A 14,777-nucleotide genomic window follows, 5' to 3' on the forward strand; every position below is an offset into this window, starting at 1 on the left:
CCGGTCAGTAGGATTTGGGCAAGTCCAACACTTTTTCGGCGAGAAAGTTAAGGATCATATGCGGGCTGACCGGCGCGGTGCGCGGAATCAGCACTTCACGCAGCAGCCGTTCGACATGATATTCCTGCGCATAGCCCATGCCACCCAACGTCAGCATGGCGGTATGGCACGCCTCGAACGCGAATTCGGCGGCGAGATATTTGCCCGCATTGGCCTCGACGCCGCATTCCTCGCCCTTGTCGAATTTGGTCGCGGCCTGCATCACCATCAGATTGGCGGCTTCCAACTGCGCCCAGCATTTGGCGAGCGGATGCTGAATTCCCTGATTCATGCCGATCGGCCGGTCGAACACGATGCGTTCACGGGCGTAGCGCGCGGCACGCTGGATCGCGTTGCGGCCAATGCCCACCGCTTCGGCCGCGAGTAAAATGCGTTCGGGGTTCAGCCCTTTGAGGATGATGCGGAAGCCCTGCCCCTCCTCGCCGATGCGGTCTTCTTCGGGGATGAAGAGGTCGTTGATGAACAGCATGTTGGAGCCGACCGCATGACGGCCCATCTTCGGGATCAGCTGATGCTCGATTCTATCGCGGTCGAGTTTGGTATAGAAGAGCGACAGGCCGTGGGTCTTGTTCTCCACCTCATCGATCGGGGTCGTCCGCGCGAGCAGCATCATCCGGTCGGCGACATGGGCGTTGGTGATCCAGATCTTTTCGCCATTGACGCGATAGCCGCCCGCTTCGCGCACAGCGCGGGTCTTGAGCTTGGTCGTGTCCAGCCCGGTATTGGGTTCGGTGACAGCAAAGCACATTTTTTCCGCGCCCGACAGGATCGGCGGGATCATGCGCTGCTTCTGTTCCTCGGTGCCGAACAGGTCGATGGGTTCGAGGCTGAATACCGGGCCATGGATGGTGGAGGCCGCCGTCATGCCGCCGCCCGCTTCGGCCACCGCCTGCATCATGATGGCCGCTTCGGTAATGCCAAGGCCAGCGCCGCCGACCGATTCCGGCATGGCGACGCCGAGCCATCCCGCCTGCGCCATCGCCGTGTGAAATTCGACCGGATATTGGGCATCCCGATCACGCGCGAGCCAATAATCGTCGCTGAACTGGCTGCATTGGGCCAGCACGGCGTCGCGAATATTCTGCTGGTCGTCGGTAAAGGCAAAATCCACGTTTCTGGTCCCGATTGCCGCAAGGGGCGGTCCTGATTGTCGGCCTTTTGGGTATCAGTGGGGGATAAGGCGCACAATCGAACGGCTGTTCAACATCCAACATATCGGTGGGGCGAAGTGGTTGGCCATGGCGTCGCCGCGCCGCCTGTCCTAGCCCGACGGCATGGAACAGGAGAGAGACATGGGCGAGCCAAAGGGCCATGGTGGGCCGCTGACAGGCGTGCGGGTGGTCGATCTGACCGCGATGGTCTTTGGCCCCTATGCGACGCAGATCATGGCCGATATGGGCGCGGACGTCATCAAGGTGGAGCCGCCGGGCGGTGGCGACCAGACCCGTTATATCAATGGCGGCAATGCGCCGGACCTGGGCGGCGTATTCACCAACGTCAATCGCGGCAAGCGCAGCATCGTGCTGGACCTGACGCGCGAAGCGGACAAGGATGTGCTGCGCGCGCTGATCGCGACGGCCGATATCTTCATCCATTCGATGCGGGGCAAAGCGATCGCGCGGCTGGGGTTCGACTATGCCGCAGTGAAGGCAATCAAGCCCGACATCGTCTACACCAATTGCTATGGCTATAGTCGGCGCGGGCCGGAGGCGGACAAGCCGGCCTATGACGATACCATCCAGGCCGAATGCGGCATCCCGCATCTACAGGCGCTGATGACCGGCAAGCCCGATTTCATGGCGACGATCATCGCCGACAAGGTGGCGGGACTGACCGGCCTGTACGCGACCATGATGGCGCTGTTCCACCGCGAGCGCACCGGCGAGGGGCAGGAGGTGGAAGTCGGCATGTTCGAAACGATGGCCGCCTTCATGCTGACCGAACATGCAAGCGGCGCGATGTTCGATCCGCCGACCGGCCCCGCCCATTATCACCGCGTCGTCGCGCGCAACCGCAAACCCTATGCGACCAAGGACGGGCATATCGCGGCGCTGGTTTATAATGACAAGCATTGGAACGCCTTTATCGGCGCGGTGCAGCCGGAATGGGCGAGCGAAGAGTTCGACAGCCTGCCCAAGCGGGCGAAGCAGATCGACCGGGTCTATGGATTGCTGGGTGGGACATTCGCGCAGCGCACGACGCAGGAATGGCTGGATTTGCTGGCGTCGCTGCATATCCCCGCCGCACCGTTGCGGACGACGGACGAGCTGTTCGAGAATGACCATCTGAACGCCATCGGCTTTTTCGAAACGGTGGAGACCGAGCATGGCACGGTACGCTTTCCGGGCGTTCCGACCTGGTTTTCCGCGACGCCGGGGAAAGTGGCGGGCGGGGCGCCGGGGCTGGGCGCGCATGGGGATGCGGTGCGGGGGGAGATTAACGCTCCTGCTCTTCCACTTTAAGCGAGGCTCCAAAAGTCGCACTATTCCCTCGTCCGTTCGCCCTGAGCCTGTCGAAGGGCAGCCCTTGTCCGGACAAGAAAGGAAGAAGGCTTCGACAAGCTCAGCCCGAACGGATGTTAGGTCGGCAGCGGCACGATGGATCGACCCTTGCACCGCCACGGCGATGATGCGGGGTGCCCGCCCGATCCGTCTTGAACCCCCCTCCCCAGCCTTTACCCTTCGCCCTCAAAGCTAATAGCGGACAGGGTGACATGGCAGAGGATTTGGCAGCGACGACATCGGTTCCGTTCGAGATTATCGTTCCCGAACGCATCCCGACGCCGCGCTATTATGACGAAGCATTCTACAAGCGCGAGTGCGAAGAGCTTTGGCCGCATGTCTGGCAGATGGCGTGCCGGGTCGAGCAGGTGCCAGAGGTCGGCGACTGGATCGAATATAGCAATCTTGGCCAATCAGTCATTATCGTGCGGACGAAGGATGGCATTCGCGCCTTCCACAATGCCTGCCGCCATCGCGGCGTGCCGCTGACCGAGGGGAGCCATGGCAATTGCAAGGGGAAGGGGTTCATCTGTCCCTTTCATGGCTGGCGCTGGAATATCGAGGGGAAGAACACCTTCGTCTATGGCCGTCATCTGTTCAGCGAGGGGCAGTTGGACGAAGCCGATCTGGCGCTGCGCCCGTGCCGCAGCGAGATCGAGATGGGCTGCGTGTTCATCAATTTCGATGATGATGCGCCGGGATTCCGGCAGCAATTGGGGCCGCTGGCGGCGGGCCTGGACGCCTATAATGCTGACAAGATGCGCGCCGAATGGCAATTCGCCACGGTGCTGCCCGCCAACTGGAAGACCGCGATGGAAGCCTTCATGGAGGGCTATCATGTCATGCGCACGCACCCGCAGCTTCAGCAGAAGGTGCCGATCCTCTATAATATGATGTATGGCATGGACACGGGCGGGATCGGCGTGCCGATCAACCCCAACCGGTCGATGCGCGACAATATCGTCGATCAGGTCGACCATCTGCAACTGTTGAGCGATGGCATGGCGGGCATGTGCCACGCCAAGGATGTGGCGGTGGCGCGCACGCTGATCGACGTCGAATTGCCCGACGATCCGGGCCAGGCGATCATGCAGTGGTTCGGCACGCTCAACCATTGCGTGACGCAGGCCGGGCTGGCCCGCGGCGAACCCGCGCCCGACCTCAATCACATCGCGGTCAATACACCGGTGAAAGCGGTGGAGTTCATCTTCCCCAATTATTTCCTGCTGCCGTTCCTGTCGAGCATGGCCGCCTATCGCATCCGCCCGCTGGGACCGGAAAGCTGCATGTTCGAGCTATGGTCGCTGACCCACTTCCCCGAAGGCCAGGAGCCGCCACCGGTAATGGAAGCCGTGACGCTGCCCTATGACAGCGACCAATTCCCGATGATCCCGCGTCAGGACTATAGCAATATCCCGATCCAGCAGAAGGGGCTGCACGCCCAAGGCTTCGACTTCATGCGATTGTCGAAGGAGATCGAAGGACTGATTTCCAACTATCAGCGGATCATCGACGGCTATCTGAAGGGCGTGGAGCCGGAAAAGCTGAGTGCAGCGACGCAGAAACTGGCGGGGAATTTCGACGGGCCGATATTGGATCTGGGGTTTTAGGGCCGCACCCTACTCCGTTCCTGCTGAGTAGGGACTGAGCCCTTCGACTGCCTGCTTGCAGCAGGCGCTCAGGATAAACCTCACCGTAGGTGAAGTCGAAGGCCCGTATCGAAGCATGGCGCCCATACGCATCCTTCGATACGCCGCTTCGACAAGCTCAGCGGCTACTCAGGACGAACGGGTTGGGTTAATATGCCTCAGCCCCAGAGCGCTTCCGCCGCAGCAAGCCCCTGCCCGCCCCGTCCGCCAAGGTCGCTGATCAGCGCCTTGAGGCGATAGGTCCATAGGTGCAGCGGATGTTCGAGCGTCACGCCCATCGCGCCGAAAAATTGGTGGAAGTCGTAAACGGTCGCGCGCGCGGATTCCTGGGCATGGAGCGCGGCGAGCGCAGCGTCGCCGGGGTCGAGCGTGGCGGCGGCCTTGAGCGCCAGCCAGCGCACGCCGTTGGCGCGCACCTGCGCTTCCGCCAGCCGGTGGCGCAATGCCTGGAAGGTGGCGAGCGGGCGGCCGAATTGCTGGCGGTCGGTCACATGGGCGACGGTGCTGTCGAGCGCGGCGGCGAGCAGCCCAGCGGCTTCGGCGGCCAGCGCGATGCGCCAGCGGGTGAGGATGTCCTCTACAGAAACGGCATGGCTAATGCGGTCGGCGGGCACGGCGAGTAGCGTGGCCATCGGGTAGCCAAAGAGCGCTTCGGGTTCAGGGCGGACCTGCTCTGCCGTGGCGGTGAAGGTCGAAACGCCGGATCGACCGACAATCAGTACGGTGCCCCCTTCGCGCAGGAAGCGGATGGGGCGGGTCGTACGGCCTTCCTCGACCATGCAAAGCGGGCGCGGCAGATCATCGCCCAGCAGCGGGCGGATCAGCGCGCTGGCCGCGGCTTCGACCGTTTGCGGCAGGCGAGCGAGCCGTTCGACCACCAGCGCGGCGGACACTGCACCCAGATCGGGATCGAAACCGATGTCGAGAAATCCACCCTCGGCCAGTTCGCGGTCAAGCTGCGCATCGGGCAGGGCAAAGCCTGCTTCATGCAACGATGCGCCCGCATAGGGCCGGGTTAGCGTGTCGATCGCGTCGAGGATCGCGACCTGATCGTCGGTGAGCGACAGGTCCATCAGCGCGGCTCCCTGGGCAATTTGAGAACATCGGTAGCGATGATGTTGAGCTGGATTTCCGCCGCCCCCGCCGCAATCCCGGCGACGATGCCGCGCTGGTGGTGCATTTTGAGATAGGGGTGCGCGTCGGCAAGCGCTTCGGGCAGGTATTCGACGATGAACTCGCACACGCGCCGCTCGGCCATGACAGTGGCAAAACGCGCGGAGCTGGATTCCGCGCCGATCGCCTCGCCCTTGGCCCGGCGATCGACAATGGCGTAGCTCGCCATGCGGGCGGCTTCGGTGAGGGCTGCCGCATGAGCGGCTTCGATCCTGACCGCTTCGCTGTCGAACCCCCCTTGCTCCTTTAGCACCGCCACGGCACGGTCGAGCGCGGCGCGGGCCAGCGCATAACGGGGTATGCCCAGCCGTTCGTTGGTCAGCGAATAGCCGATAATCTCCCACGCCTGGCCCTCATCGCCCAGGCGCGCGGTGACAGGGACGGTGACATCATCGAAAAACACTTCATGAATATCGCCTTCGCCGATCAGCGAAGGGATTTGGCGCACGGTTATGCCGGGCGTGTCCATGGGCACCAGCAGGATGGAGATGCCACGCTTGCGATCGTCGCTGGTGCGGCAGACGAGGAAGCAGGTGTCGGCCAACCCCGCATAGCTGGTCCAGATCTTCTGGCCGGTGACGTGATAGACATCGCCATCCCGTTCCGCGCGCGTGCGCAGCGAAGCGAGGTCGGAGCCGGAGCCGGGCTCGGAAAAACCCTGGCACCACAGCGCCTTGCCTGCCGCGATCGGCGGCAGGTAGCGCGCCTTCTGATCGGGCGAGCCGTAGCGGATCAGCGTCGGGCCGATCCAGTTGACGTTCATATATTGGCCGCCGCGCGGTTCGCCCGCGATCCACATTTCTTCGGCAAGGATGGTCTGGTGCCAGAGGTCCAGCCCCTGCCCGCCCAATGCGACCGGCCAATGCGGGATCAGCAAGCCCTGCTCCGCCAGCGTGCCGCAAAAACTTTCGGCATAGCGGGTCAGCGCAGGCGAGGCTGGGCCATGCTGCGAGAAACGCTCCCAATCGTCCGGCAGCGTATCGGCCAGCAGCGCGCGCAGCCGGGCGCGGAAGGCCGTTTCCTGATCTGTCCATGCAAAGTCCATGGGCCAGTGATTACGGGATGCCGCAGGACGAGAATAGACGACCGCCCAAGAGAACGCCCCGGTGATATGGTAAAGGCGGGCTTGGACAAGAGCGGCGGAGCGGTACCATGCACAGGCATGGACAAGGACGCCGCCTCTTATATTCCCCTCCTGCCACTGGCCGATATCCCCGATGGCAGCGTCCACGCGGTGGAAGCGGTGGGCCGCTCGATCATGCTGTGCCATTTCGAGGGGCGCATCCATGCGCTCGACAATATGTGCTCCCATGCGCAGGAGCCGCTGGCCTGCGGGCGGATGCGGTTGGGATGGATTGCCTGCCCGGCGCATGGTGCGCGGTTCGACCTGGAAACAGGCGAGGCGTTGACCGGCCCCGCCAGCGACCCCATCGCCACCTATGCCGTGCGCGTGGTGGACGGGATGATCGAGGTCGCGATCTAGGCCATCGCCTTGGGGATATTGCGGGTGCGCCCCTTGCGTGGGGGGCCATATTTGCGACCTAGCAGATGCGTATTTTGTGGAGGCACGGGACTTGAGCGACGCATTGGACGGCTTGCGGCAGGAGGTGCGCGAATGGCTCGCCATTCATGCGCCAAAGGACTGGCGCGCGCACAGCACGAGCGAAGCCGCCTTTCTCGCCATGCAACGCAGTTGGTTCGCGACGCTGGTGAAGGGTGGCTATGCGGTGCCGCATTGGCCCGAAGGTTGGCCGGGCGGCGGGCGATCGCTGGCCGAGCAGAAGGTGATTTACGAGGAATTTGCCCGCGCCGATACGCCGCGCCTGCTGCTATCCTTCATGTCCACCTATCATGCCGCATCGACCTTGTTCGAATGGGGCAGCGCGGAACAGCAGCAGCGTTACATTCCCCGCATCCTTGAGGGCGAAATCTGGTGTCAGGGCTTTTCCGAGCCGGGCGCGGGGTCGGACCTTGCCGCATTGCGCACACGCGCCGAGCGGAAAGGCGACGTCTATGTCGTCAACGGGCAAAAGCTCTGGTCGACAATGGGGCAGTTTGCCAACCAATGCCTGCTGTTGGTGCGGACCAGCAATGAAGGGGTCAAGCAAGCGGGGCTGACCTATTTGCTGCTGGATTTGAAGGTACCAGGCGTCACTGCACGGCCGATCCACCAAATTCATGGCGACGAGGAATTTGCCGAAATCTTCCTCGACAATGTCGAGATACCGGTGGCCAACCGGCTGGGCGAGGAAGGCCAGGGCTGGGCGGTGGCGCAATCGACCCTGTCGTCCGAACGCGGACTGACGCTGCTGGAGCTGAGCGCGCGGATGCGCGGAGCGATGTGGCGGATTGCAGACCTCATCCGCACGCAACGCCGGGCGAACGATGCGGGGATTCTGCGCGACCTGGGCAAGCTGGCGACAAAGATCGATGCGACCTGCGCCGTCGCCGACCAGTTTCTCGCCAATCGCATCGCAGGTGAGGAAAAGGTGGGCGACGCCTCGATCGTCAAGCTGGCCTATGCGCGCGCGCTGCGTGACTTTACGGCGCTTGGGCTGCGGATTGGCGGGCTGGACGCGCAATATCACGCGCCGATCACCTTTGGCGGCGGCATGGAAACGGGCAATTGGATGGCCGATTTCATGAACAGCTATGCCTGGACGATCGCGGGCGGCAGCGATGAGGTGCAGCGCAATATCATCGCCGAGCGGCTGCTGGGGATGCCGCGCGAACCCAAAAGCTGGACCTTGAAGGAGAGCGCGGCATGAGCATGACGCGAAGCGAATTGCAGGACGCCGCCGCCAAGGCGTTCGACGGCGACCTGACCCCCGACGCAGCGCAGAGCTGGACCCTGATCACCGACATGGGATGGCTGATGATGGCCGTGCCGGAGGATCAGGGCGGGCTGGGCCTTGGCCGCGAGGCGGTGGGGGTGATCCATCAGGCGTTGGGGCGGACATTGGTGGCGGGGCCGACGATCGCGCAGATGCTGGTGATCGAGGCGCTGAGCGGCACGGCGCAGGACGAACTGTTGGGCCGGGCGATGGCGGGCGAGGTAATGACCGCGTCGCTGAGCGAAGGCCTGACCGCCGTGCCGGATGCCGACCGGGCCAGCCATCTGCTGTTGGTCGATGCAGAGCGGGTGGCGTTGCTACAGACGCAGGGCCTTGGCCTGACGGCGCGGGCGACGTGGGACAAGACGCGGCGGCTGTTCGATGTTGATGCCGGTGAGCAACAAGGCATAGTGCTGGCGCAAGGGGAAGCGGCGCTGGCGCTCGGCAATCGCCTGTCGGCGCTGCGCAGCCTCGCCCTCGCGGCCGACAGCCTGGGCGGGGCCGACGCGGCGCTGCGCATGACGATCGACTATCTCGAAACGCGGCGGCAGTTCGACCGGCCGCTGGCGCTGTTCCAGGCGTTGAAGCATCGCGTCGCCGACATGAAGACCGCGCTGGTGGCGGCGGAAGCGCTATTCTGGGCGCGGGGCGACGACCCCGACGCCGATGCGATCCGCATGGGCGCGATGAAGGCCCATGCCGCCAACGTCTATCGTCTGATCGCCGAGGAAGCGGTCCAGCTCCATGGCGGCATCGGCCTGACCATGGAGCATCCTTGTCACTTGTTCCTCAAGCGCGCGACGCTGAACGCCGCGCTGGGCGGCGACGCGGACCATTGGGAGGAAGCGGCCGGGCGGCGCATGCTTGCCGCCTGACGCCTCAAGCCATCGGCTCGCCGTCCCAGGTTTCGGTGTCCACCTGCGCCTGTGCCGCGCGGGGATAGCGCGGGCCGGACACCGCTTCGAAGGTGAACAGCGCGTCGACCGCCGCCAGCGTATCGGCCGACAGGTCGAGCGTCAGCGTCGCCAGATCCTCGTCCAGATGGGCGATACTGGTCGTGCCGGGGATCGCGACGATATAGGGACGGCGCGACAATACCCAGGCGAGGCTAAGCTGCGCCATGGTGCAGCCCGCATCCGCCGCGATTGCGCCAAAGGCGGCGGCCAATTCCATATTCCGCTCGAAATGCGGCGATTGGAAACGCGGCATGGCGGCACGGATGTCCCCTTCCGGCACGCCGTCCGCGCCGACCCCGCCCGCCAGCACGCCGCGCGCGACCGGCGAGAAGGCGACGAAGGCGACGCCCAGCTCCCCGCAGGCGTCCAGCACCGCGACTTCGGCGTTGCGGGTCCAGGGCGAATATTCGGTTTGCATCGCGGCGATCGGATGCACCGCATGGGCACGGCGCAGCGTGGCGGCGGACATTTCCGACAGGCCGATCGCACCAATCTTGCCCGCTTCGACGGCACGGACGAGCGCACCCACCGACTCCTCGATCGGGACATTGGGGTCGAGCCGGTGCAGATAATAGAGGTCGATATGCTCGACCTGCAGCCGCCGCAGCGAATCTTCCAGCGTCGCAGTGATAGCCGCTGGCGATCCGTCGATGCCACGCTGCCCATCCTTGCCGCCCAATACGCATTTGCTGGCCAGCGTGAAGTCGTCGCGCCGGTGCATCAGCGTGCGGCCCAACAACTCCTCATTCGCGCCGAACCCATAGAGCGCGGCGGTATCGAAGAAATCGACCCCGACATCGAGCGCATGGCGCAGCAGCCGATCGGCCTTTTGCGCGTCGGGGCGGGGCAGATAGGCGTGGCTGAGGTTCATGCAGCCAAGGCCGATGGCCTTGACCGTAAAGGGACCGACAGTGCGGGGCGAGGGCAATAGGCTCATGAGCGAGGCGATATCCTGTGTCCGTTGGCGTGGCCCTCCCCTTAGCGGGCGATCATGCTCTGGGCCAGCGGGGCGATAAGGTTGCATCATGGGGCACAGCCTATTGGCTTGGCGCGGAAAGGCGGCGATAGTCGGCGGCAGGGGCTTGGAACGGAAGGATAGTGCAATGACGCAGGACGCAGGCAATGGAGACAGGATAGGGGCGGCCGCCTTTCCGCGCGCGGTGCTGGACCTGTTCGACGCCTATGTGCATGGCGCGATCGATCGGCGCGGTTTCCTTAGCCAATGCGCGCTGCATGTCGGCGGCACCGTGGCGGCTACCGCGACGCTGGCAGCGCTCAGCCCCGATTTCGCGCGCGGGCAGGTGATCAAGCCCGACGACAAGCGGATTGTCATCAGCCATGTCGACATCGCTTCGTCCGATGGCCATGGTACGGTGCGCGCCTATGTCGCGCGGCCTGCGGCCAAGGCGGGGGCGAAGCTGCCGGTCATCATCGTCGCGCATGAAAATCGCGGCCTCAATCCGCATATCGAGGATATTGCGCGGCGGCTCGCGGTCGATGGCTATATGGCGGTCGCACCCGATGCGCTGACGACGATCGGCGGCTATCCGGGGGATGAGGATAAGGCGCGCACCGCCTTTGCGACGCTGGATCGCAACAAGATCGGCGAGGATTTCGTTGCCGCAGCGACCTATGCGCGGACGATGGCGGGCAGCAATGGCAAGATCGCTGCCGTCGGCTTCTGCTTTGGCGGCTGGATCGCCAATATGCTGGCGACGCGCCTGCCCGACTTGCGTGCGGCGGTGCCCTTCTATGGCAGTCCGCCGACGCTGGCCGATGTGCCGAAGATCAAGGCGGAACTGCTGATCCATTATGGCGGCAACGATGTCCGTACCAACGCGGCCTGGCCCGATTATGAGGCTGCGTTGAAACAGGCCGGGGTGCGTTACAAAGCCCATATCTATGATGGCGCGGAACATGGCTTCAACAATGATACCACGCCGCGTTTCGACAAGGCGGCGGCGGACCTTGCTTGGGCGCGGACATTGGCGCTGTTTCGCCGGACGGTTGGCTGAGCCGCCTTCGTGACAGGTGCCGCCACGACCTATGCGCATAGGCTGATGGCGCAATTGGGGCTGGAGGCTATTGCGCTGGATGGCCGGGCCGACCCTGCGCCGCTGGCCTGGCGGCGCGCGGGGCTGATGGCGGTGACGGGCCGCGCCGATGGCCCGGCGCTCGTCTGCCCCGCGGCCCTGGCCAGCGCGGCCGACGGCGTGATGATGGCCCTGCGCGCTATTGCACCGGACAAATCCTGGCCGCTGAACGGCGCGCTGCTGCTGGGTGAACGGGCGCGATTGCTGGGCCTGACGCGCGGGGGACGGCTGTCGGCCAACCGGTCCTGCCGATTGATACGGGTCGCCGATGGCGAGGTCGCGCTCAACCTGGCGCGGGAGGCGGACCGCGACCTGCTGCCGATCCTGCTCGCTGACCATAAGGCCGACCTGTCGGACTGGGCCGCGATAGAGCGCGCAGCCGCCGGGTGTGACAGCGGGACACTACTGGCGCGCGGGATAGAGATGAGCATGGCCATCGCTGCCGTGGTGCCGCCCTGCCCCCCTGCCCGGCTCTTCCCGATCCTTCGATCCGCCCGCGCCGCGCCTGATCGCCCGCCCTTGGTTGTCGATCTGTCCTCGCTCTGGGCCGGTCCCTTGTGCGGATCGCTGCTGGCGCTGGCGGGCGCGCAGGTGATCAAGGTCGAGAGCCGAACCCGGCTCGACGGGGCGCGGTTCGGACATGGCGGTTTCTACGACCTGCTCAATGCGGACAAGGCGAGCGTCACGCTCGACTTTCATGACGCGGCGGACCGTGGGGCGCTGGCCGCGCTGGTTGCACAGGCTGACATCGTGATCGAGGCCTCGCGCCCCCGTGCGCTGCGCCAATTGGGGATCGATCGCGACGCCGAAGTGGCGCGCGGCGCGATCTGGATCGGTATCACCGCGCATGATGATCCTGACCGGATCGGCTTTGGCGACGATGCGGCGGTGGCGGGTGGCCTGGCGGCGATCATGGCCGAGGGATGGGGCGAAGCGCTGTTCGCGGGCGATGCCATCGCCGATCCGCTGACGGGGCTGCATGCCGCGCTCGCCGCGCTGGTGGCATGGCGACAGGGGCAGGCCGGGCTGATCGCGCTGTCGCTGGCGGGCACCACGGCGTTCGCCTGCCATGCGGGCCTTGCGTCCCCTGCCCTACTGCGCGACTGGCAGGCGCGGACGCAAGCCGACGATGCGCCGCTTTATCCGCTGCGCGCGCCTGTCGGCGCGGCAGCGCTGCCGGGCGCAGACAATGACCGGGTGCTGGCGTCATGCTGATCCGCGAGGCGGAAATGGACGGCCAGCGCTGCGATGTCCGCCTGGCCGATGGCGTGATAGCGGCGATGGCCCCTGCCCTGCCCCCGCTGCCCGACGAGCCGATCCTCGACGCGCGTGGCGGCGCGCTGCTGCCGGGACTGCATGATCATCATATCCATCTGAATGCCACGGCAGCCAGCCTGATGTCCGTGCGCTGCGGGCCGCCGGACGTGCGGGACGCGGCAGGCCTAATCGCTGCCCTGCATCACGCACCTGGCGACGACTGGCTGCGCGGTGTGGGCTATCATGCCAGCGTGGCGGGGGAAATCGACCGGCACTGGCTCGACCGCAACGGCCCCGCCCGCCCCGTCCGTATCCAGCATCGCAGCGGGCGGATGTGGATCTTCAACAGCCTGGCGCTGCGCGAACTGGGTGACGGCGCGTCTGCCGATGGTCGGCTGATCGACGGCGATGCCTGGCTGCGCGGCCGCCTGCCCGTGACGCCGCTCGACCTGCGGCCTGTCGGCGATCGGCTCGCCGCGCTGGGCGTCACCGGGCTGACCGAGGTCACGCCGCGCAACGACCGGGCGGATTATCTGCGCTATGCGCAGGCGGGCCTGCCGCAACATTTGCTGGTGATGGGTGGTCCGACGCTGGACGATGCGCCGCCGGTCGGCCTGGCCAGCCGGGGCGCGGTAAAGCTCCATTATCATGACCATGACCTGCCGCCGCTCGACCAGCTCGTTGCGGAGGTTGCGCGCGCGCATGCAGCAAACCGCCCTGTCGCGTCGCATTGCGTGACCCAGGCCGAACTGGTCGTCACGCTCGCGGCGATCGCGAAAGCGGGCGCGATGGTCGGCGACCGGATCGAACATGCCGCGATCGTGACGCCCGACAATGCCGATTGGATGGCGCGGCTAGGGCTGGTCGCGGTGTCGCAACCCCATTTCATTGCCGAGCGGGGCGATGCCTATCGCCGCGACGTGGCCGCCGAGGATCGGCGCTGGCTCTATCGTCTGCGCGGCCTGCGTGCGGCGGGCGTAGGGCTGGCGGCGGGCAGCGACGCGCCCTTTGGCGGGTTGAACCCTTGGGCGTCGATGGCCGCCGCGGTGCAGCGCCCCGACGATCTTGGCCCCGACGAGGTGCTGACGCCCGAAGAGGCGCTGGCGCTCTATACCGGGCAGCCCCACGCCCCTGCCGTGCCGCGCGAGATCGCTGTGGGGGAACGCGCCGACCTGTGCCTGATCGATCGCCATTGGGCCGCCGCCCGCGCCGATCTGGCCGCCGTGACCGTGCGCGCGACATGGGTGGCAGGCCGCCTTGTCTATGGCACGATCGCGTCTACCAATCCCCATTTAAGCGCCAGCGATGCCGAGATGCGCCGCATCGACAGCGCCATATAGGCCGTCTTCTGCCGCCCGATCCGGCGCGGCAGGCTGACCGTTCCCCCTGCCCCCGGCAGCAAGCCATATTTGAGTTCGGGCAATTGGAACCAGCTATCCGCCCGCGCCTCGACCCGCCCGGCAAAGGCGGCCATCTCCACCCCTGCCCCCACCACCGCGCCATGGACATGGGCCATCACGCGCGGCGCGAGTTGCGCGAGCAGGGTGGCGGGCAGGCGCAGCGTGCGCACCCAATGGGCTTCGGCCACGTCATGGCTGAGGCCGAATTCCGCCACATCGCCGCCGACCGAAAAGCATCGCCCCGCACCCGACAGGTGGATGGTCGTGATCGCCGGATCGAGCAGAGCAACACGCAGAACTTCATACAGGGCATCGCGCATCGCGACATTGACCGCGTTGAAGCTGGCCGGGCGGTTGAGCCGCAGCATTAGCCGACTGCCCTCCATCTCCACCATCACCGGTGGCTCCGCCTCGTCGGCGTGCGACGGTGCGGGCGCAGCGCCCGCCCGCCACGTCAGAAATTCGCCACCCCGCTGGATCGTCGCGAAGGCCAGGCTCTCGGCCGTCAGCGCGGCGGCCATCGGCAATTGTTCGCTCAAGCGCAATTGCTGCACCAGCAGCATCGCCGCAAAGGGCCGCGCCGCGACATTAGCGATGATCGCCGCCAATCCCGCCTCGTCCGCCAGCAAGACATCGCAAGCGCTAGCCAATGGCCCTGCACCGATGCCAATGACCGGGCAGGGCAGCCCCCGCAACCAGTCCGACAGCCCGGCATCGCTCCCCACCAGCGTGAAGGCGAGGCAGGGCCGCTCGCTGCGCGGGCCGAAATCCTCCGGCGCTGGGTGACTTGCCGCCAGCGTAGCCAGCGCATCTGCGCTCAGGATCATCGCTGCCTTAGTCCCCCCGCTGTCCAT

Annotated in this window: 13 protein-coding genes; 8 read left to right on the top strand and 5 right to left on the bottom strand. The window is 65.6% G+C overall.

What is annotated here, in order from left to right; genetic code table 11:
- Positions 1 to 4: 4 nt before the first annotated feature.
- Entirely contained in the window at positions 5 to 1,171 is a 1,167-nt protein-coding gene (locus BSY17_RS01645; RefSeq protein ID WP_069064081.1) for an acyl-CoA dehydrogenase family protein, read from the bottom strand.
- Positions 1,172 to 1,352: 181 nt separating this feature from the next.
- Between BSY17_RS01645 and BSY17_RS01650 the strand changes: the two genes are divergently transcribed.
- Both BSY17_RS01650 and BSY17_RS01655 read left to right on the top strand, forming a co-directional pair.
- On the top strand, positions 1,353 to 2,522 hold the full coding sequence (locus tag BSY17_RS01650; RefSeq protein WP_069064082.1) for a CaiB/BaiF CoA transferase family protein: 1,170 nt from the start codon (positions 1,353 to 1,355) through the stop codon (positions 2,520 to 2,522).
- A 251-nt stretch (positions 2,523 to 2,773) separates the two neighbouring features.
- Positions 2,774 to 4,171: an aromatic ring-hydroxylating oxygenase subunit alpha gene (locus BSY17_RS01655; RefSeq protein WP_069064083.1), complete on the top strand. Its 1,398-nt coding sequence runs from the start codon at positions 2,774 to 2,776 to the stop codon at positions 4,169 to 4,171.
- Between the two features lie 197 nt (positions 4,172 to 4,368).
- Here BSY17_RS01655 and BSY17_RS01660 read toward each other — a convergent pair whose 3' ends face one another.
- Both BSY17_RS01660 and BSY17_RS01665 read right to left on the bottom strand, forming a co-directional pair.
- Positions 4,369 to 5,283 (bottom strand): acyl-CoA dehydrogenase family protein, encoded by a 915-nt coding sequence (locus BSY17_RS01660; protein ID WP_069064084.1) that lies wholly within the window; start codon positions 5,281 to 5,283, stop codon positions 4,369 to 4,371.
- Positions 5,283 to 6,428 (bottom strand): acyl-CoA dehydrogenase family protein, encoded by a 1,146-nt coding sequence (locus BSY17_RS01665; protein ID WP_069064085.1) that lies wholly within the window; start codon positions 6,426 to 6,428, stop codon positions 5,283 to 5,285. Before BSY17_RS01665 ends, BSY17_RS01660 begins: the two co-directional genes overlap by 1 nt.
- A 117-nt stretch (positions 6,429 to 6,545) precedes the next feature.
- Between BSY17_RS01665 and BSY17_RS01670 the strand changes: the two genes are divergently transcribed.
- The 3 genes from BSY17_RS01670 to BSY17_RS01680 all read left to right on the top strand — a co-directional run bounded on the left by BSY17_RS01670 (position 6,546) and on the right by BSY17_RS01680 (position 9,092).
- Positions 6,546 to 6,866 (top strand): Rieske (2Fe-2S) protein, encoded by a 321-nt coding sequence (locus BSY17_RS01670; protein WP_069064086.1) that lies wholly within the window; start codon positions 6,546 to 6,548, stop codon positions 6,864 to 6,866.
- A 91-nt stretch (positions 6,867 to 6,957) separates the two neighbouring features.
- A complete protein-coding gene (locus BSY17_RS01675; protein WP_237236216.1) occupies positions 6,958 to 8,151 on the top strand; it encodes an acyl-CoA dehydrogenase family protein in 1,194 nt (397 codons plus the stop codon).
- Complete coding sequence (locus BSY17_RS01680; protein ID WP_069064087.1) at positions 8,148 to 9,092, top strand: acyl-CoA dehydrogenase family protein; 945 nt, start codon at positions 8,148 to 8,150, stop codon at positions 9,090 to 9,092. The genes BSY17_RS01675 and BSY17_RS01680 overlap by 4 nt, the downstream gene beginning before the upstream one ends.
- Positions 9,093 to 9,096: 4 nt before the next feature.
- Here the strand turns inward: BSY17_RS01680 and BSY17_RS01685 are convergent, their stop codons facing one another.
- Positions 9,097 to 10,110 (bottom strand): aldo/keto reductase, encoded by a 1,014-nt coding sequence (locus BSY17_RS01685; protein ID WP_069064088.1) that lies wholly within the window; start codon positions 10,108 to 10,110, stop codon positions 9,097 to 9,099.
- 166 nt (positions 10,111 to 10,276) lie between these two features.
- Between BSY17_RS01685 and BSY17_RS01690 the strand changes: the two genes are divergently transcribed.
- The 3 genes from BSY17_RS01690 to BSY17_RS01700 are packed head-to-tail and all read left to right on the top strand — an operon-like array spanning position 10,277 to position 13,863.
- The gene (locus BSY17_RS01690; protein WP_069064089.1) at positions 10,277 to 11,188 is read left to right on the top strand and encodes a dienelactone hydrolase family protein; all 912 of its coding nucleotides are present in this window, start codon (positions 10,277 to 10,279) and stop codon (positions 11,186 to 11,188) included.
- 9 nt (positions 11,189 to 11,197) lie between these two features.
- The gene (locus tag BSY17_RS01695; RefSeq protein ID WP_237236218.1) at positions 11,198 to 12,481 is read left to right on the top strand and encodes a CoA transferase; all 1,284 of its coding nucleotides are present in this window, start codon (positions 11,198 to 11,200) and stop codon (positions 12,479 to 12,481) included.
- The gene (locus BSY17_RS01700; RefSeq protein WP_069064090.1) at positions 12,475 to 13,863 is read left to right on the top strand and encodes an amidohydrolase family protein; all 1,389 of its coding nucleotides are present in this window, start codon (positions 12,475 to 12,477) and stop codon (positions 13,861 to 13,863) included. The genes BSY17_RS01695 and BSY17_RS01700 overlap by 7 nt, the downstream gene beginning before the upstream one ends.
- Here BSY17_RS01700 and BSY17_RS01705 read toward each other — a convergent pair.
- A complete protein-coding gene (locus BSY17_RS01705; RefSeq protein WP_237236220.1) occupies positions 13,785 to 14,750 on the bottom strand; it encodes an enoyl-CoA hydratase/isomerase family protein in 966 nt (321 codons plus the stop codon). The genes BSY17_RS01700 and BSY17_RS01705 overlap by 79 nt on opposite strands.
- Positions 14,751 to 14,777: the final 27 nt, after the last annotated feature.

Origin of the sequence: Sphingobium sp. RAC03, assembly GCF_001713415.1 — a bacterium.
Lineage (GTDB): Bacteria > Pseudomonadota > Alphaproteobacteria > Sphingomonadales > Sphingomonadaceae > Sphingobium.